Origin of the sequence: Caballeronia arationis (genome assembly GCF_001544975.2) — a bacterium.
GTDB classification, from domain to species: Bacteria; Pseudomonadota; Gammaproteobacteria; order Burkholderiales; family Burkholderiaceae; genus Caballeronia; species Caballeronia arationis.
Genome location: NZ_FCOG02000005.1, coordinates 165,287 through 183,712, shown reverse-complemented (window position 1 = coordinate 183,712; position 18,426 = coordinate 165,287). Strand labels below are relative to the sequence as shown.

Genomic DNA, 18,426 nt, shown 5'->3' with positions numbered 1-18,426 from the left:
GCTCGCGAACCGCCTTTTACATAGGGGACAAAGATGGACATTCTGATCAACCGGGACGGCGGTGTACTGACCATCGCGCTCAACCGGCCGGACAAGAAGAACGCGATCACGGCCGCGATGTACCAGGAAATGGCCGACGCCTTCTTCGAAGCCGAGAAGGACGCGACCGTGCGCGTCGTGCTGATTCGCGGCAACGGCGGCACGTTCTGCGCAGGCAACGATCTCGAAGACTTCATGAAGGCGCCGAACACGGACCACGACGCGCCCGTACTCCAGTTCCTGCGCCGCATCAGCAGCGCGCCGAAGCCCGTCGTGGCGGCGGTGGCGGGCGCGGCGGTCGGTGTCGGCACGACGATGCTGCTGCATTGCGACCTCGTCTATGCGGCGTCAACGACGAAATTCTCGGTGCCGTTCGTGCAACTCGGGCTGTGTCCGGAAGCGGCGTCAAGCCTGTTGCTGCCGCGCGTCGCGGGGTATCAGCGCGCGGCGGAAAAGCTGCTGCTCGGCGAAGCGTTCGACGCAGAGGAAGCCGTCAGCATGGGCTTCGTGAATCGCGTGCTGGACGCCGCCGAAGTCGATGCCTTCGCGTTGAAGCAGGCACAGAAGCTGGCGTCGCTGCCCGCTTCGTCGCTGCGCCTCTCCAAGTCGCTGATGAAAAGCGCCGATGCCGCTGCCGTCGCGCATCGCATCGACGAGGAGGCAGGACACTTCGGCAAGATGCTGAAGGCGCCGGAAGCGCGCGAGGCGTTCCAGGCGTTTTTCGAAAAGCGCAAGCCGGACTTCAGCCGCTTCGACTAGCCCGGCCGAGCGTTACTCCACGTCATATTCGACGAAGCTGTTTTCCCGCGCGAAGCTCACGAGCCGGAGGCCCGCCTGCTTCGCGATGGCGATGGCGAGAGACGTCGGCGCGGAAATCGTGACGACCATCGGCACGCCGACGCGCGCCGATTTGCGCACGAGCTCATAGCTCGCGCGGCTCGACAGGAACACGAAACCTTGCGTCGTGTCTTCGCGCTTCAGGATCAGATGGCCGATCAGCTTGTCGAGCGCGTTGTGCCGGCCGACGTCCTCGAACGCGTAGCGCACCGCACCGCTCGCGTCGCACCACGCGGCCGCGTGCAGGCCGCCGGTCAGCTTCGTCAGCTGCTGGTGCGCGGGCAGTTCGCGCGCGGCGCGGGCGATCGCGTCGTCGGCCAGGCGCGCGAGAAAGCCCGTGTCCGGCACGTGCTCGGGTTGCAGGTCGAGCAACTCGATGCTCTCGATACCGCATACGCCGCAGCCGGTTCTGCCGGCGAGCGCGCGGCGCTTGTCCTTCAGCGCGACGAACGCCTGCTGCACTACCTGCAGATGCACTTCCGCATGCGGCGAGGTGGCGTCGTCGCTATCGCGGAAGAACACTTCGATGTCGTGGATGTCGCTGCCGCGCTCGACGATCCCTTCGGTGATCGAGAAGCCGACCGCGAATGCTTCGAGGTCGCGCGGCGTGCACATCATCACCGCGTGCGAAATGCCGTTGAAGACGAGCGCGACGGGCCATTCCTGCCCGACGTTGTCTGAGGCGACCATCGTATCGCCGATGCGATGGCGGCGCACCTGGCGCTCGATGTATCCGGGCTGATCGTCGGTGTCGAGTTCGTTCACTTTGCTGTTTTCCCTGGAGCTGCCCGCGATGAAGGCACGGGCATAACGTTTGCTGCCCGGATCGACAAAGGAGCGTGCGCGACCCCATGCAGGGGCGCCGCAACTGTGGGTATATTTGTCATCCGAGGCCCTACAATAACTTAAGCCGGCGAAGCATGCCGATGCTCGCCATCACGCCAACGAGGCAACTGTCATGGGACTTTACGACGCCGCGCGTCTGTTCGAATTCGAAGTCGAGTCGTCCGAAAACCTGCGCTTCATTCCCCTTGCCGTGCGTTTCAACCTCGATCGCTTTGGTCTGCGGATAACGCTCGATCAATGGCAGATGCTCCCTCACGACGACCGCGTGCTGCTCGCACGCTTCCCGGTCGAAGCGGACAGCGAGATCGAGCCGAACTTCGATCGCGCGATCGACGAGATGCTGCGCACGCATGCGAGCGCCGAGCCCGAGAAGTTTACGCCCGACGCCGATCCGGTCTGGGCCCACGCCGACGCCGTACCCGAGACGGTCATACGGCAGAGCAGCCTGGCGGGTGTGAGCGCGCCGAGCCTGTCGCACTGGGGCGCACTCGACCCGTTCCAGCGTTACGCGCTCGCGAAGCTCGCGCGCCGCACGGGCGAGCTGAATCACGACTTCCTGCCCGCCATGCGCGAATTCGGGCTCGCGGAGTGAATCGGCGCGCGGTCTTCGCTGACCCTTCGAGCGACCGCATTTAAGCACTTCAGGGATTTTTTTCGGCTGTCGCCCTAAACCCGGCGGCCTGGCTGCCGTTATCCAGAGATCGCGGCGTGGACGACGGGTCCGCGCGCCGGCTTCGTGCGCCGATTTTCAGCGGCGCTTGCGAAACCGCATCCGCGCCTGCTTTCACGGATGACGCCTGTAGCCCATGATCCCATTCTTTTCCAGGCGCCTGCTGATCAATGTCGCTGTCGTGCTTCTCGCGCTCGGCGCGAATGCGTTCGTCGCTTACCGGCAGATCAGCGGTCAGAGCGAGGCCGACGCGCGCACGCTGCGTTCGATGAGCCTGATGCGCGACCTGGACGCCTACCGCAGCACGCTCGGCGAAAATCTGACCGTACTCAGCCGCTTCGAGGCGACCGGCACGCTGGACTCGGCCGCCGTCCGCGACGCGCGTACCGCGCATATCGACGCGCTCGAAAGCAGCCTGCGCGCTCAACTCGCGATCGAGCCGGGCATGGACGGTGCGTTCGACGCGCTCGCGCGCGCGGTCGCCGTCATGAAGCGCGACTCTCGGTCCGCGTTCGAGCGGGCGGCGAAGGCCAGAACCGGCGCGCCGCGTGACTGGGTCGATGCGCTTTTCGTGCAGATGGCGGAAGACCAGCAGGCCGTCGACGAAGAACTCGCTGCGCTGCGCGCCCGCGAGGACACTGCGCTGACCTCGGCGCTCGATGTCTCGACGCAGGCGTCCGGCCAGGCGATGCTGCTTCTGATCGTCACGATGCTTGCGGGCAGCGGCGTGCTGATCTACACCTTCGCGAGCCACGAGCGTTCGGCGCGCGGCAAGCTGCGCATCGCCCGTGCGATGCAGCGCAGCAACGAACGCTTTCGCGGACTATTTGACTCGCATCCCGTGCCGATGTGGATCGTCGATAGCGAGACGATGCGCTTCGTCGCCGTGAACCCGGCGGCGCTCCAGCATTACGGTTACACCGAGCCGGAGTTCATGAACCTCACGCTGCGTGACCTGCACTGCGCGGACGACTTCGACCTGTTCGCCGCGCGGCTCGCGCGGGGCGGGAACGACGAAGCGCCGGGGCAACGCTCGGCGGGAGTTTGGCGGCACCGGCACAGGGACGGCAAGTCGATCAGCGCGGACGTCTCGTATCACGCACTCGTCTATTCGGGTCGGCCGGGCCTCTTCATGCTCGCGAACGATGTGACCGACCGAATCAACGCCGAAGCCGAGGCGCGGCGTTCGAACGAGATGCTCGAAGCCGTGATCGACAACATTCCGCAGCGCGTGTTCTGGAAGGATCGCGACTCGCGTTATCTCGGCTGCAACAACGCATTCGCGCGCGACGCCGGCCTGTCCTACAACGAGCAGGTGCTCGGCAAGACCGACGACGAGTTGCCGTGGGGCGCCTTCGCCCACGTGCTGCGCGCCGATGACGAGGAAGTGGTCATGACGAGCGTGCCGAAAATGCACTTCGAGCGCGACATCCTGGTCGGCGACACGCTGCGAACTGTGGTCACGAGCAAGCTGCCGCTCACCGACGGTGAAGGGCGGATCATCGGCGTGCTCGGTTCGTATCACGACGTGACGGAAAGAAAGCGCTCGGAGCTCGCGCTGCGTCTGCAAAGCCGCGCACTCGACGCGAGCGTCAACGCGCTCCTGATCACCGGCCCGGCGAACGGCGGCAATGTGATCGAGTATGCGAATCCGGCGTTCAAGCGCATCACGGGCTACGATCCGGCCGAGGTGATCGGCCGCGACTGCCGCTTCCTGCAGGGCGACGAGCCGGACCAGGAAGGGCTCGACACCATTCGCCGCGGCCTCGAGGCCAACCGCGAAGTGAGCGCGGTGCTGCGCAACTACCGCAAGGACGGCGCGCTGTTCTGGAACCAGCTGTTCGTCGCTCCCGTGCCGGACGTGAACGGCCATACGACGCATCACATCGGCGTGATCAACGACGTCACCGACCTGATCCGCTATCAGGAACAACTGGAATATCAGGCGAACTACGACACGCTTACGCGCCTGCCGAACCGCAACCTGCTGCGCGAGCGCTTGCAGCACGCCATCGACCATGCACGGCGGCACGACACGAAGCTGTCGGTCGTGTTCATCGATCTCGACGGCTTCAAGAACGTCAACGACAGCCTCGGCCATAGTGTCGGCGACCGGCTGCTCGCGGTGGTCGGGGAACGGCTCGCGCGCTGTGCGCGCCCGGGTGACACGGTGGCGCGTCACGGCGGCGACGAGTTCGTGATCGTGCTGCCTGACTTCGCCGACGAAACGGCGCTGATCGAGTGGATGGAGCGCGTGCGCGCGGCGATCTCCGAACCGGTGTGGCTCGACGGCACGGAGCTGTATGTCGGCTGCAGCATGGGCGCGAGCCTTTTCCCGCAGGACGGCGACGACGCCGAGACCGTGCTGAAGAAAGCCGACCTCGCGATGTACCGCGCGAAGGACATGGGCCGCAACACGTTCCAGTTCTATCTGCCGGAGATGAATGCGAGCGTCGGTGCGCGGATGAACGTCGAGCGGCGTCTGCGGCGCGCGCTGCGCGATGGCGAGTTCATCCTTCACTACCAGCCGCAGGTCGACATGACGACGGGCGGCATCGTCGGCATCGAGGCGCTCGTGCGCTGGATGGACCCCGAACACGGGCTCGTGTCGCCGGCGTCGTTCATTCCGGTGGCGGAGGAAAGCGGGCTGATCGGGCCGCTCTCGGAGTGGGTGCTGCGCGAAGCGTGCCGGCAGAACAAGGCGTGGCAGGATGCCGGATTGCCTGCCGCGAGAGTCTCGGTGAACCTGTCGGCGCGGCAGTTCCAGCAACGCGACATCGCGCGGCTCGTGACGTCGGTGCTGGAGGAAACCGGGCTGGAGCCGAAGTATCTCGAACTCGAACTCACCGAGAGCACCATCATGCGCAACGCCGAGGAAGCGATCACGATGCTGGCGGAGCTGTCCGCGCTCGGTATCGGCATCGCGATCGACGACTTCGGCACCGGCTATTCGAGCCTCGCCTATCTGAAGCGCTTTCCGGTGCACCGGCTCAAGATCGACCGATCGTTCGTCGCCGACATCGGCTCATGCGGCGACGACGAAACGATCACGTCGGCGATCATCGCGCTCGCACATTCGCTGGAATTGCAGGTGATCGCAGAGGGCGTCGAGACGTCCGCGCAGCACGAATTCCTGCGCGCACGCGATTGCGACGAGATGCAGGGCTACTATTTTTCCCGGCCGATGCCGCGCGACGACATTCCCGGGCTGTTGCAGCACGGGATCACATTGAACTGAGCGCGACAGTCTTCAGTCGATGGCCGGCAGCGCGCGAGGGCGGCGGTCGCGGTCGGTGGCGACGTAGGTAAGCATCGCTTCCGTTACCTTCACGACTTCGCCGTTCAGGCGCATGCGCTGCGCGTACACCTCGACCGACACCGTGACCGACGTGTTGCCCGTCTTCACGACTTCGGCATAGAAGCTCAGCAGGTCGCCGACGAACACCGGCTGCTTGAAGATGAACGAGTTCACCGAGATGGTCGCGACGCGTCCGTTCGCGCGGCGGCTGGCGGGAATCGATCCGGCGATGTCGACCTGCGCCATGATCCAGCCGCCGAACACGTCGCCGTGGACGTTCGAATCGGCGGGCTGCGGCATCACGCGCAGCGCGACCGGCTTGTCTGGAAGTTGTATCGAGTCGGTCATCGGTGGTGTCCGGTAAGGGCGCTTGAGCAGTCGTGAGCGGTGGATGCCGCCATCTGCGACAATGAACGCGTGAAACGATGCCACGACGGCCGCGCCTGCAAGTGCACGACAGTGCAGGACGGCTGCCCGGTTCATCGGATTGTACGGGAAAGCATGCGCCCTCGACGTGCTCCCGCCCCGCGATACCGCGATACAGCGCTGCCCGCGCACCGGTCACGACCGGCGCGCCGCGTGCCCATGCCGATCCCCAATTCATGCGCCGCTCTTCCAATTCATCCAGTTCCTCGAACGCCGAGCCGGCACCGCTCCAGAAGGGCCCGCGCAACGACTGGCAGACCATCCGCTCGCTGCTGCCGTATCTGACGACCTACAAGTGGCGTGTGGCGTTCGCGCTTACCTGCCTGATCGGCGCGAAGGTCGCGAATCTGGGCGTGCCGATCGTGATGAAGAAGATCGTCGATGGTCTCGACTCCGTGCAGCATCTCACGGCGCTTGGCCGCGCGAACGATTCGCCCGGCATCGTGCTGATCGGCGGGATCGGATTGCTCGTCGTGGCGTATGCAGTCGTGCGGCTGTCCACATCGCTCTTCACCGAGCTGCGCGAGATCCTCTTCGCGAAGGTGACCGAGAGCGCCGTGCGCACGCTCGCGCTGCGCGTGTTCCGCCATCTGCATTCGTTGTCGCTGCGCTTTCACCTCGAACGGCAGACGGGCGGCATGTCCCGCGACATCGAGCGCGGGACGCGCGGCATCCAGCAGCTCGTGTCGTATTCGCTCTACAGCATCCTGCCGACGCTCGTCGAAGTCGGCCTCGTGCTCGGCTTCTTCGTGACGAAGTACGAGGCGTACTACGCGATCGTCACGTTCATCGCGCTCGTCGTGTATATCGTGTTCACCGTGAAGGTGACCGAGTGGCGCACGCACTTCCGGCGCACGATGAACGATCTCGATTCGAAGGCGAACTCGCGCGCGATCGATTCGCTGCTGAACTACGAGACGGTAAAGTACTTCGGCAACGAGCAGTGGGAAGCTGACCGCTACGACGAAAACCTGAAGCGCTACCGGACGGCCGCGATCAAGTCGCAGCGTTCGCTGTCGATGCTGAATTTCGGGCAGCAGACGATCATCGGCACCGGGCTCGTGTTCATTCTCTGGCGCGCGACGCAAGGCGTGATGGCGGGACGGCTCACGCTCGGCGATCTCGTGCTCATCAACACGTTCATGCTGCAGCTCTACATTCCGCTGAACTTCCTGGGCGTGGTGTACCGCGAGCTGAAGCAAAGCCTCACCGACATGGACCGCATGTTCACGCTGCTCGCGGCGGGCCGCGAAGTGCCCGATGCGCCCGGTGCAGAGGCGCTCGTCGTCGGCGGCGCGGCGGTGCGTTTCGAGAACGTCAGCTTCGGCTACGAAGCCGCGCGGCCGATCCTGCACGACGTCGATTTCACGATTGCCGCGGGCACGACAACCGCGGTGGTCGGTCACAGCGGCTCGGGCAAGTCGACGCTCGGGCGCCTGCTGTTTCGCTTCTACGATCTCGACCGCACACACGGCGGGCGCATCCTGATCGACGGACAGGACATTCGCGACGTCACGCAGGATTCGCTGCGCGCGGCGATCGGCATCGTGCCGCAGGACACGGTGCTCTTCAACGATTCGATTTACTACAACATCGCTTACGGGCGTCCGTCGGCGACGCGCGACGAAGTGATCGCGGCCGCGCGTGCGGCGCATATCCACGATTTCATCGAAAGCCTGCCGGCCGGGTACGACACGCCGGTCGGCGAGCGCGGGCTGAAACTGTCGGGCGGCGAGAAGCAGCGCGTCGCGATTGCGCGAACGCTCCTCAAGAACCCGCCGCTCCTGATCTTCGACGAAGCGACGTCCGCGCTCGATTCGAAGTCCGAACGCGCGATCCAGCATGAACTCGATTCGATCGCGCGCGAGCGGACGACGCTCATCATCGCGCACCGGCTTTCCACGGTCGTGCATGCGGAGCAGATCATCGTGATGGATCACGGGCGCATCGTCGAGCGCGGGACGCATGCCGAGCTGTTGCTCGCCGGAGGCCTTTTCTCGCAGATGTGGGCGCTGCAGCAGCAGCGAGCGGCAGAGCCGCGAGTCGATCGGGAAGCGCTGGATCAGCAGGACACGGCGCGGGCTTAAAAAAAGCGCCGATACTGGAGAGCATCGGCGCTTCGTGCTGCAGACCTGCTGCGAGGGCTATTCCGTCGCGTGCACCGTCGAGATCGCCACGCCGCCTTGCGCGCTGCCGAAGGCCATCGCCGGCGCCGCCCAGCGCAGCCATTGCGAGCGCAGCGCGACCAGCAGGCCGAACGCGCAGGTCGCGAGCACGCCGAAGGTCGCGAAGCCCATCTGGTAGCTGCCGGTGCTTTCCTTCGCGATGCCCATGATCACCGGCAAGTAGAAGCCGCCGATCCCGCCCGCGGCCCCGACGATCCCTGACAGCAGCCCGGTCTTGCCCTTCCAGCGTTGCGGGACGAGCTGGAACGTCGAGCCGTTGCCGAGGCCAAACGCGATGTAAAGGCAGATCAGCAGCACGATCCCGCCGGCGACGGGCGGCATCCAGATCGCGAACGTGAAGTCGGCGGCCGCAATCACCGCGAGCAGCACGAGGAGCGCGCGCACGCCCGTCACGCGATCCGCGACATATCCGCCGAACGGCCGCACGATCGCGCCGAGAAACGCCAGCAGCGCCATGAAGAGGCCGGCTTCGATCTTCGGCATCTGATAGAGCGTCGTGAGGAGCAGCGTCACGTACGACGACATCCCGACGAAACCGCCGAACGTGATGCTGTAGATCAGCATGATGACCCACGTGTCGCGCTCGCCGAGCACCGCGCGATAGCGCTTCGGCAGCACCGCGATCGCGAGCAGCGCACCGATCACCGGCAACATCAGCACGCCGGTGCGTCCGGTGCCGAACACGCCGCCGTGCACGGCCAGCACGAGCACGACCAGCCCGACGAGCGTGACCGCGAAGCTCGTCAGCGCGCGCAGCGTGCTGCCGGTCTTTTCGCCCGCGTCCGCCGCCCATGCGTAGAGCGCGATGGCCGTGATCGCGAGGAGCGGCAAGGCGGCCGCCGTCGAAACCTTCCAGCCGAACGCTTCGGCGAGATGCGGAAACAGGAAGCCGTCGAGCACCGCGCCGATGTTGCCCGCCGCCGCGAGCCCGAGCACGAGGCCCTGGACTTTGGGCGCATAGGTGCTGCCCGCCATCGGCAACGCAACCGAGAAGCTCGCGCCGCCCATGCCGAGAAAGACGCCGAGCACGAGCATCAGCGAATACGATGGCACGCCCGGCAGGAGCGGCAGTACGATCGTCGGAATGGAGGAGAGCACGACGCCCATCAGCGCGACGCGCCGTCCGTCGGTCGACTGGTAGAGGTTGCCGAGCGTCACGCGGAGGATCGCGGCGGCCAGCACCGGCACCGCGACGAGAAAGCCCTGTTGCGCGGCCGTCATCGCGATGTCCTTGCTGATGAACGGCGCGAGCGGGCCGTACAGCACCCAGACGGTGAAGCCGGTGTCGAAGTACAGGAAGCAGGCGAGCAGCGAGCGCCAGTTGCCGCTTTTCAGCGATGTCGTCAGATTTTTCATCAAGGATCCTCGAATGGGGCGGCGCGATTCATCTGTCGTCGATCGTCGTCGCGCGCGGGCGGTCCCCGAAATCGCAAGCATCATGCCAATCGAGTGCATCTTTTCGACGGATCGCCGGGAGCGAATGTTGGCGCGGGTTCCAGCGCGGTTACAGTGGAGCGGCGTCGCGCATTCGAGCGCACCGGCGACACTGCAGCGCAGCACCGCCCGGGTGCGCGCTGCGTGAGAATGGTGCGATGACGCATCGTCGGGCGGCGCGCGACGCGTCCACGCGCCGCTAAAATGCGGGCTTCGCCGCCGAGGGCGCGGATTAGGAGCAAAGACCAGCATGGAACTCAAATGGCTCGAAGACTTCGTCTCGCTCGCGGAGACGCGCAGCTTCAGCCGCTCGGCGGAACTGCGTCACATCACGCAGCCGGCGTTCTCCCGGCGCATTCAGGCGCTCGAAGCGTGGCTCGGAACGGAACTCATCGACCGCTCGGTGTATCCGACGCGCCTCACGCAAGCCGGCCAGGTCTTCTACGAGCAGGCGCTCGCGATGCTTTCGCAGTTCCATGAAGCGCGCACGCTCCTGCGAGGCCAGGGCGGCGCGCCTACCGCGACGATCGAATTTGCCGTGCCGCACACGCTCTCGCTCACCTATTTTCCGCGCTGGCTGCAACGCATCGAAGCGCGCCTCGGACGCATTCACACGAGACTTCGCGCGCTGAACGTGCACGACGCGGTGCTCTCGCTCGTCGAAGGTGGCTGCGATCTCGTGATGGGCTATCACCATCCGAGCCATCCGGTCGCGCTAGATCCCGCGCGCTACGACATGCTCACGCTCGGCACCGAGCCGATCAGTCCGTTTTCGGCGGTCGGCAAGGGCGGCCGTGCGCGCTACACGCTGCCCGCGAGCGCCGAGGCGCCGGCGCCATATTTGTCATACACGCCGAACGCCTATCTCGGCCGCATGACCGAGGTGATCATCGCAACCGCGCCGACCCGCCCGCATCTCGACAAGGTCTATGAAACCGACATGGCCGAAGGCCTGAAGGCGATGGCGCTCGCGGGACACGGCGTCGCGTTCCTGCCGCATAGCGCCGTCGAGGATGCGGTCGAGGAGGGGCGCCTGATCCGGCTGGACCGGGGAACGCGCGGAACACCGGCCGGTCAGTTCACGCTGACGATGGAGATCCGTCTCTACCGCGACAAGCTCGCCTCGCAGGGCGACGACCCGCGCCAGGCGCTCACGCGCAGCCTGTGGGACGTAGTAGGTGAGGAAGTGCTTAAGGCATCGCCGGAAAACCAGGCGGGATAAGCTTCTCCGACGTTATGCACAAAACGCATAATCGGATAAGGAAACGGCATTGGATTTCGAAACGGCGTTTTTCGACAATGTGCGCATTGCCCAAAACGCTGGAGCGTAAATGTCATCTCCGAAGCACGACCTGCCGTCACCCGCCGCACAACATGCCATTCCGTCCTACCTTCACGCCGACGATCTCGGCCCGTGGGGCAACTATCTGAAGCAGGTCGACCGCGTCGCGCCGTATCTCGGCTCCCTCTCGCGCTGGATCGAAACCCTCAAGCGTCCGAAGCGCATCCTCATCGTCGACTGCCCGATCGAACTCGATAACGGCACCGTCGCTCACTTCGAAGGCTATCGCGTGCAGCACAATACGTCGCGCGGTCCCGGCAAGGGCGGCGTGCGCTATCACCAGGACGTGACGCTCTCGGAAGTCATGGCGCTCTCCGCGTGGATGTCGGTGAAGAACGCCGCCGTGAACGTGCCGTACGGCGGCGCGAAGGGCGGCATCCGCGTCGATCCGCGCACGCTCTCGCGCGGCGAACTCGAACGCTTGACGCGCCGCTACACCAGCGAGATCGGCATCATCATCGGACCGAACACCGACATCCCCGCGCCGGACGTGAACACGAACGAGCAGATCATGGCGTGGATGATGGACACGTACTCGATGAACCAGGGGCAGACGGCCACCGGTGTCGTGACCGGCAAGCCGATTGCGCTCGGCGGCTCGCTCGGCCGCAAGGAAGCGACCGGGCGCGGCGTGTTCGTGGTCGGTACGGAAGCGGCGCGGCGCATCGGCTTCGACATCGAAGGCGCGCGCATCGCGGTGCAGGGCTTTGGCAACGTCGGCGGGATCGCAGCGCGGCTCTTCGAGGAAGCCGGCGCGCGCGTGATCGCCGTGCAGGACCACACGGGCACGCTGCATAACTCCAAGGGCATCGATGCGGTCGCGCTGCTCGATCACGTGGCGAAGAACGGCGGCGTGGGCGGCTTCGCGGGCGCCGACCCGGTTTCCGCCGACGAGTTCTGGACGATCGAAAGCGACATCCTGATTCCCGCCGCGCTCGAAGGACAGATCACCGAGAAGAACGCGTCCAAGATCAAGACGAAGATCGTCGTGGAAGGCGCGAACGGCCCGACGACCACCGCCGCGGACGACATCCTCCACGACAAGGGCATCCTCGTGATCCCGGACGTGGTGGCGAACGCGGGTGGCGTGACGGTTTCGTACTTTGAATGGGTGCAGGACTTCTCGAGCTTCTTCTGGACCGAGGACGAGATCAACCAGCGGCTCGAACGCGTGATGCGCGAGGCGTTCGCAGCGGTGTGGCAGGTATCGAGCGAACACAAGGTGTCTGTGCGGACGGCCGCGTTCATCGTCGCTTGTACGCGGATCCTGATGGCGCGCGAGATGCGTGGTCTCTATCCGTGATCGATTGCGCTTACGGCGGCGTGCGCGAGGCTCCAGGCCCTGTTCGCGCCCTTAAAAAAGCAGGCGGCATCCCGCGCGGGATGCCGCCTGCTTTTGCATGGAAACTACGGTTAGAATGCGCGTCGCAGGGGCGTGTGGCGCGGTGGATTCAAATTTTGAGACGTGTGGTTAACAATCATTCTTTCAGAATAATTACCCTGCTAAACTTGCCCCGTTTTCGCCACAGGAGATCGAACAAATGAAGATTAAAAAAGCTGCGCTGACGCTCGCCGCACTGGGTTTTCTCGCAACGGGCGCTTACGCTCAGGACGCCGGCACGCTGAAGAAGATCAAGGACACCGGGGTGATTTCGCTGGGTCACCGCGAATCGTCGATTCCGTTTTCGTACTACGACGACAAGCAGAACGTCGTCGGTTACTCGCATGAGTTCGCATTGAAGGTGGTTGACGCCGTCAAGAAGAAGCTCGGCATGTCCGACCTGAAGGTGAAGCTCACGCCGATCACGTCGCAGAACCGCATTCCGCTCGTGCAGAACGGCACGGTCGACATCGAGTGCGGCTCGACCACGAACAACGCCGAGCGCCAGCAGCAGGTGTCGTTCTCGAACACGATCTTCGTGATCGGCACGCGCCTCATGACCAAGAAGGATTCGGGCGTGAAGGACTGGGCCGACCTGAAGGGCAAGACCGTCGTGACGACCGCGGGCACCACGTCCGAGCGCCTGCTTCGCAAGATGAACCAGGACAAGAGCATGGGCATGAACATCATCAGCGCGAAGGATCACGGCGAGTCGTTCCTGACGCTGTCGACCGGCCGCGCCGTGGCGTTCATGATGGACGACGCACTGCTCGCAGGCGAGCGCGCGAAGTCGAACAATCCGAACGACTTCGTGATCGTCGGTGCGCCGCAGTCGCATGAAGCGTACGGCTGCATGATTCGCAAGAATGATCCGGAGTTCAAGAAGGTCGTCGACGACGCGATCGCGCAGGTCGAAACCTCGGGCGAGGGCGACAAGATCTACAAGAAGTGGTTCGAAAGCCCGATTCCGCCGAAGGGCCTGAACCTCAACTTCCCGGAAAGCGACGACATCAAGGCTCTCTTCAAGAGCCCGAATGACAAGGCAATCGACTAACCTGTCCGGGTATCGGGTGAACGGAACGGAAGGAGCGTCGCGCTTCTTCCGTTTTCTTTTGGAGTGAGTCCATGTCTTATCACTGGAACTGGGGCATCCTGCTGAGTCCGGTATCGACCGGGGAGCCCACTACCTACCTCGGCTGGCTGATTTCCGGCTTCTGGGTGACCGTCACGGTGTCGCTCGCCGCGTGGGTGATCGCACTGGTGATCGGTTCGCTGTTCGGCATCTTGCGCACGGTCCCGAATCGCTTTCTCGCGGGCATCGGCACGGTCTACGTGGCGATCTTCCGCAATATTCCGCTGATCGTGCAGTTCTTCGTCTGGTATCTCGTGATTCCGGAGTTGCTGCCGCCGTCCATCGGCAACTGGTTCAAGCAATTGCCGCCGACCGCGCAGTTCTTTTCGTCGTCGATCATCTGTCTCGGGCTCTTCACCGGCGCGCGCGTGTGCGAGCAGGTGCGCTCGGGCATCAACGCGCTGCCGCGCGGCCAGCGCGCCGCCGGCCTCGCGATGGGGCTCACGCAATGGCAGACGTATCGCTACGTGCTGATGCCGGTGGCGTACCGCATCATCGTGCCGCCGCTCACGTCGGAATTCCTCAACGTGTTCAAGAACTCGGCGGTCGCTTCGACCATCGGCCTGCTCGATTTGTCCGCGCAGGCGCGCCAGCTCGTCGACTACACGGCGCAGACATATGAGTCGTTCATTGCGGTGACGCTCGCCTACATGCTGATCAACCTGATCGTCATGCTCTTGATGCGCTGGGTCGAAGCAAAGACCCGGTTGCCCGGCTACATCGGAGGCAAGTGATGCATCAATTCAACTGGAGTGGCGTCATCGGCGCCTTGCCGACGCTCTGGACCGGCGCGATCATCACGCTGCAGATCACGGTGCTTGCCATCGTCGTCGGCATCGTCTGGGGCACGATGATCGCGCTGATGCGCCTGTCGGGCATCAAGCCGCTCGAATGGTTTGCGAACATCTACGTCACGCTGTTCCGCTCGATCCCGCTCGTGATGGTGCTGCTGTGGTTCTTTTTGATCGTGCCGCAGTTCCTGCAGAATGTGCTCGGGCTCTCGGCCGACATCGACATCCGGCTCGCCTCCGCGATGGTCGCGTTCTCGCTGTTCGAGGCCGCTTACTATTCGGAGATCATTCGCGCGGGCATCCAGTCGGTCTCGCGCGGACAGGTGAACGCGGCGTTCGCGCTCGGCATGACGTACGCACAGGCGATGAAGCTCGTCGTGCTGCCGCAGGCGTTCCGCGCGATGGTGCCGCTCTTGCTCACGCAGGCTATCGTGCTGTTCCAGGACACGTCGCTCGTCTATGTGATCAGCCTCGCGGACTTCTTTCGCACGGCGACGAACGTCGGCGACCGTGACGGCACGACCGTCGAGATGGTCCTCTTCGCCGGGGCATGCTATTTCGTGATCTGCGTGCTGGCATCGGCCCTAGTCAAAAGTCTTCAGAAAAAGGTCGCAAGATGATCTCTTTGAAAAATGTTTCCAAGTGGTACGGCCAGTTCCAGGTGCTGACCGACTGCACGACCGAAGTGAAAAAGGGCGAAGTGGTCGTCGTGTGCGGCCCGTCGGGCTCGGGCAAGTCGACGCTCATCAAGACCGTGAACGGCCTGGAGCCGTTCCAGAAGGGCGAGATCACGATCAACGGTCAGTCCGTCAGCGACAAGAAGACGAATCTGTCGAAGTTGCGCTCGAAGGTCGGCATGGTGTTCCAGCACTTCGAACTGTTCCCGCATCTGTCCATCGTGCAGAACCTGACGCTCGCGCAGGTCAAGGTGCTCGGCCGCTCGAACGACGAAGCGATGGCGAAAGGGCTGAAGCTGCTCGATCGCGTCGGACTGCGCGCTCACGCCGAGAAGTATCCGGGCCAGTTGTCGGGCGGCCAGCAGCAGCGCGTGGCGATTGCGCGCGCGCTGTCGATGGACCCGATCGCGATGCTCTTCGACGAACCCACCTCCGCGCTCGACCCGGAGATGATCAACGAAGTGCTCGACGTGATGGTTGAACTGGCGCAGGAAGGGATGACGATGATGTGCGTCACGCACGAAATGGGCTTTGCCAAAAAGGTCGCGCATCGCGTGGTCTTCATGGACAAGGGTCTCATCGTGGAAGACGACAAGAAGGAAGAGTTCTTCGCGAACCCGAAGTCGGATCGCGCGAAGGATTTTCTGGCGAAGATCTTGCACTGAGCGGCGCTTCGCTCAAAGCAACGACAAAACGGCCTCTTGCGAAAGAGGCCGTTTTTTTCATCCGCGCGAATTACTTCGTATTGTCCTGAACGGTGGCGTCGGGCGCGTTCTTCTTCACCGACTCGATACCGTTGTCGCGCGCCGCCGCGCTGCTGTAGCTTTCGCTCACGCCGATCACTTCGTGATTGCCGGCCTTGAGCGTGAACATGGGTTCGCCCTTGCTGTTTTCCTTGCGGTCGTAGCGCTCGTCGAGCGGCGCGTTCTTGCGCACCGATTCGATCCCGTGTTCCGCCGACGCGCGTGTCACATACAACTCGCTTTGCAGGATCGGCTCGCCGTTGCCTGCGCGCAAGTTGAAGTAGAACTGGCCGTTCTTCGCTTTATCGATGACGAATTTTCCTGACATGGCGCTTCCTTTCGCGGTGGATGAAGCTTGAGTCGGAGGGGGTCAACGCAACCAGTCGATGCTATTCGATGCCGAGCGCCGTTTCGACAGCGGCGCTCGTCTCGATCTTCAGCGCCGATTCCACGCAGACCTTGCAGAGCGGCTCGGCGGCCTTTTTCGCCACGTCTTCCGGCACCGGGATATTCACGGTCTTTTGCAGCGCGCCTTTCTGGAACATCGCGAGATCGCCCGGGGCGAAGCGGGTCCAGACTTCGTTGTCGGTGAGCGGCGACGTCGCGATAACCGCGACGCGGTCTTCAGGCGTCGTGTACTTCGCGAAGTCGATCGACATGTCGGCGTCGATCAGATGCGCGGTCGAGAACGGCCAGCTGCGCACCAGATAATAGAGGTGCGTCGAGCAATGCGAGAAGAGCGCCTGCCCGTTCGACATCAGGAAATTGAACACGCCGTACTGCGTGATCTCGCGCGTGAGCGTGGCAAGCGCGTCGAAGAGTTCGTCGAGCGGCGGTTGCGAGCCGGGAAACGCTTCGCGCAATCCCTGCAGGAGCGCGCAGAACGCGAGTTCGCTGTCGGTCGTGCCGACCGGCTGGTAGACGCCCGCCAGTTGCGGCGCGTGTCCCTTCAGATCGCCGTTGTGCGCGAAGATCCAGTGGCGGCCCCACAGTTCGCGCAGGAACGGGTGGCAGTTTTCGAGCAGGATGTGCCCTTGGGTCGCCTTGCGGATATGCGCGATCGTGTTCTTCGACTTGATCGGATAGCGCTTCACCATCTCCGCGAGCGGCGAACTGGCGGAAGACTGATGGTCGATGAACAGCCGGCACGCCTTGTCTTCGAAGAAGGCGATGCCCCAGCCGTCGGCGTGGTGATCGGTGACGCCGCCGCGCGCCGCGAAACCCGTGAACGAAAACGTCACGTCGGTTGGCTCCGCGCAGTTCATTCCAAGAAGTTGGCACATGTTGCTGGGGCTGCAGGCTGGGTGTTGGAGCGAATTGTTACAATGCTGTCTCACAAGCATATCACCGAGCCAACGCCCGAAAATATCGATCATCCGGCTGCCCACGGGCATCGTTGCTGATTTTCCACGGCGATTTTTCCCGATATCGCTTCGGTGCTGCTTCAATGCCGCTTCGATCACGCGCCGCATTCGATGTCCGCTCAAGGCTCGTGTCCCGCAATCCGATCGTCTTCGCCGTCAAATCGCCATGTCCGCTCAACAAGCCGCTTCCGAATCGATGCAGTCTCCCGCCACGCTCACCATCGCGCGCCCCGACGACTGGCACCTGCACGTGCGCGACGGCGCGATGCTCGCCGCCGTCCTGCCGCACACCGCGCGCCAGTTCGGTCGCGCGATCATCATGCCGAACCTGCGCCCGCCGGTGACGACGACCGAGATGGCCGCCGCGTATCGCGAGCGGATCCTGGCCGCGCTTCCGAAGGACGGCCCCGGCGCGCGCTTCGAGCCGCTGATGACGCTCTATCTCACCGACAACACGCCGCCCGACGAAATCCGCCGTGCGCGCGAGAGCGGCTTCGTGCACGGCGTGAAGCTGTATCCGGCGGGCGCGACGACCAACTCGGACGCGGGCGTGACCGACCTGGCGAAGTGCGCAAAGACGCTCGAAGCGATGCAGGAAAGCGGCATGCCGCTCCTCGTGCACGGCGAAGTGACCGACCCGGCGATCGACTTGTTCGACCGCGAGAAGGTGTTCATCGACCGTGTGATGACGCCGCTGCGCCGCGATTTTCCGGCGCTGAAGGTGGTGTTCGAGCACATCACCACGAAGGACGCCGCCGAGTACGTGCGCGACGCGAGCGGCCCGGACGGCACCATCGGCGCCACGATCACTGCGCATCACCTGCTGTACAACCGCAACGCGATCTTTCTCGGTGGGATTCGTCCGCACTATTACTGCCTGCCGGTGTTGAAGCGCGAAACACATCGCGTGGCGCTCGTCGAGGCGGCGATTTCGGGCAATCCGCGCTTTTTCCTCGGCACCGACAGCGCGCCGCATCCGAAGGGGCTGAAGGAGCACGCATGCGGTTGCGCGGGCTGCTACACGGCGCTGCACGCGCTGGAGCTGTACACCGAAGCCTTCGATCAGGCCGGCGCGCTCGACAAGCTGGAAGGTTTCGCGAGTTTTTACGGCCCCGATTTCTACCGACTGCCCCGCAGCACGGAGACGGTGACGCTGCGACGCGAATCGTGGACGCTGCCGGCCCAGTTCGCAGCCGGCGACACGGAAGTCGTGCCGCTGCGGGGCGGCGAGTCGATCGGCTGGCGGCAGATTTAAGCTCG

General features: G+C 64.1%; 16 protein-coding genes. 11 read left to right on the top strand and 5 right to left on the bottom strand.

From position 1 onward, the window contains the following. Window positions 1–33 precede the first annotated feature (33 nt). Complete coding sequence (locus tag AWB81_RS05050; RefSeq protein WP_062632823.1) at window positions 34–798, top strand: enoyl-CoA hydratase; 765 nt, start codon at window positions 34–36, stop codon at window positions 796–798. 12 nt (window positions 799–810) lie between these two features. Here the strand turns inward: AWB81_RS05050 and fdhD are convergent, their stop codons facing one another. Beyond that, complete coding sequence (fdhD, locus tag AWB81_RS05045) at window positions 811–1,641, bottom strand: formate dehydrogenase accessory sulfurtransferase FdhD (RefSeq protein ID WP_062632821.1); 831 nt, start codon at window positions 1,639–1,641, stop codon at window positions 811–813. Window positions 1,642–1,834: 193 nt separating this feature from the next. On the opposite strand from fdhD, the gene AWB81_RS05040 reads away from it, so the two are divergent. Both AWB81_RS05040 and AWB81_RS05035 read left to right on the top strand, forming a co-directional pair. Next, a complete protein-coding gene (locus AWB81_RS05040) occupies window positions 1,835–2,314 on the top strand; it encodes a nitrate reductase associated protein (RefSeq protein WP_062632819.1) in 480 nt (159 codons plus the stop codon). A 214-nt stretch (window positions 2,315–2,528) separates the two neighbouring features. Then, window positions 2,529–5,630 (top strand): sensor domain-containing protein, encoded by a 3,102-nt coding sequence (locus AWB81_RS05035; protein WP_062632817.1) that lies wholly within the window; start codon window positions 2,529–2,531, stop codon window positions 5,628–5,630. 12 nt (window positions 5,631–5,642) lie between these two features. On the opposite strand, the gene AWB81_RS05030 is transcribed toward AWB81_RS05035, so the two are convergent. Beyond that, the gene (locus AWB81_RS05030; RefSeq protein WP_062632815.1) at window positions 5,643–6,038 is read right to left on the bottom strand and encodes an acyl-CoA thioesterase; all 396 of its coding nucleotides are present in this window, start codon (window positions 6,036–6,038) and stop codon (window positions 5,643–5,645) included. Window positions 6,039–6,292: 254 nt separating this feature from the next. Between AWB81_RS05030 and AWB81_RS05025 the strand changes: the two genes are divergently transcribed. Continuing rightward, a complete protein-coding gene (locus AWB81_RS05025) occupies window positions 6,293–8,203 on the top strand; it encodes an ABCB family ABC transporter ATP-binding protein/permease (protein ID WP_062632813.1) in 1,911 nt (636 codons plus the stop codon). 57 nt (window positions 8,204–8,260) lie between these two features. Here AWB81_RS05025 and AWB81_RS05020 read toward each other — a convergent pair whose 3' ends face one another. Further along, on the bottom strand, window positions 8,261–9,658 hold the full coding sequence (locus AWB81_RS05020) for an MFS transporter (RefSeq protein ID WP_062632811.1): 1,398 nt from the start codon (window positions 9,656–9,658) through the stop codon (window positions 8,261–8,263). Between the two features lie 328 nt (window positions 9,659–9,986). Here AWB81_RS05020 and AWB81_RS05015 point away from each other — a divergent pair, with 328 nt between their 5' ends. The 6 genes from AWB81_RS05015 (at window position 9,987) to AWB81_RS04990 (ending at window position 15,724) form a co-directional block, all read left to right on the top strand. Next, the gene (locus AWB81_RS05015) at window positions 9,987–10,958 is read left to right on the top strand and encodes a LysR substrate-binding domain-containing protein (protein ID WP_062632809.1); all 972 of its coding nucleotides are present in this window, start codon (window positions 9,987–9,989) and stop codon (window positions 10,956–10,958) included. Window positions 10,959–11,067: 109 nt separating this feature from the next. After that, window positions 11,068–12,381, top strand: a complete 1,314-nt coding sequence (locus tag AWB81_RS05010; RefSeq protein WP_062632807.1) for a Glu/Leu/Phe/Val family dehydrogenase — start codon at window positions 11,068–11,070, stop codon at window positions 12,379–12,381. Window positions 12,382–12,619: 238 nt separating this feature from the next. Further along, window positions 12,620–13,513, top strand: a complete 894-nt coding sequence (locus tag AWB81_RS05005) for a glutamate/aspartate ABC transporter substrate-binding protein (RefSeq protein ID WP_062632804.1) — start codon at window positions 12,620–12,622, stop codon at window positions 13,511–13,513. 71 nt (window positions 13,514–13,584) lie between these two features. Continuing rightward, window positions 13,585–14,325 carry an amino acid ABC transporter permease gene (locus tag AWB81_RS05000; protein WP_062632802.1) on the top strand — a complete coding sequence of 247 codons (741 nt, stop codon included), beginning with the start codon at window positions 13,585–13,587 and terminating at the stop codon, window positions 14,323–14,325. Further along, a complete protein-coding gene (gltK, locus tag AWB81_RS04995; protein WP_062632800.1) occupies window positions 14,325–15,002 on the top strand; it encodes a glutamate/aspartate ABC transporter permease GltK in 678 nt (225 codons plus the stop codon). The genes AWB81_RS05000 and gltK overlap by 1 nt, the downstream gene beginning before the upstream one ends. Continuing rightward, window positions 14,999–15,724: an amino acid ABC transporter ATP-binding protein gene (locus tag AWB81_RS04990; protein ID WP_062632798.1), complete on the top strand. Its 726-nt coding sequence runs from the start codon at window positions 14,999–15,001 to the stop codon at window positions 15,722–15,724. The genes gltK and AWB81_RS04990 overlap by 4 nt, the downstream gene beginning before the upstream one ends. Window positions 15,725–15,794: 70 nt before the next feature. On the opposite strand, the gene AWB81_RS04985 is transcribed toward AWB81_RS04990, so the two are convergent. Both AWB81_RS04985 and AWB81_RS04980 read right to left on the bottom strand, forming a co-directional pair. Continuing rightward, the gene (locus AWB81_RS04985) at window positions 15,795–16,130 is read right to left on the bottom strand and encodes a YegP family protein (protein WP_062632796.1); all 336 of its coding nucleotides are present in this window, start codon (window positions 16,128–16,130) and stop codon (window positions 15,795–15,797) included. Between the two features lie 61 nt (window positions 16,131–16,191). Then, entirely contained in the window at window positions 16,192–17,085 is an 894-nt protein-coding gene (locus AWB81_RS04980; protein ID WP_087134810.1) for a class II glutamine amidotransferase, read from the bottom strand. Window positions 17,086–17,332: 247 nt separating this feature from the next. On the opposite strand from AWB81_RS04980, the gene pyrC reads away from it, so the two are divergent. Beyond that, window positions 17,333–18,421, top strand: a complete 1,089-nt coding sequence (gene pyrC, locus AWB81_RS04975; RefSeq protein ID WP_062632792.1) for a dihydroorotase — start codon at window positions 17,333–17,335, stop codon at window positions 18,419–18,421. Window positions 18,422–18,426 lie beyond the last annotated feature (5 nt).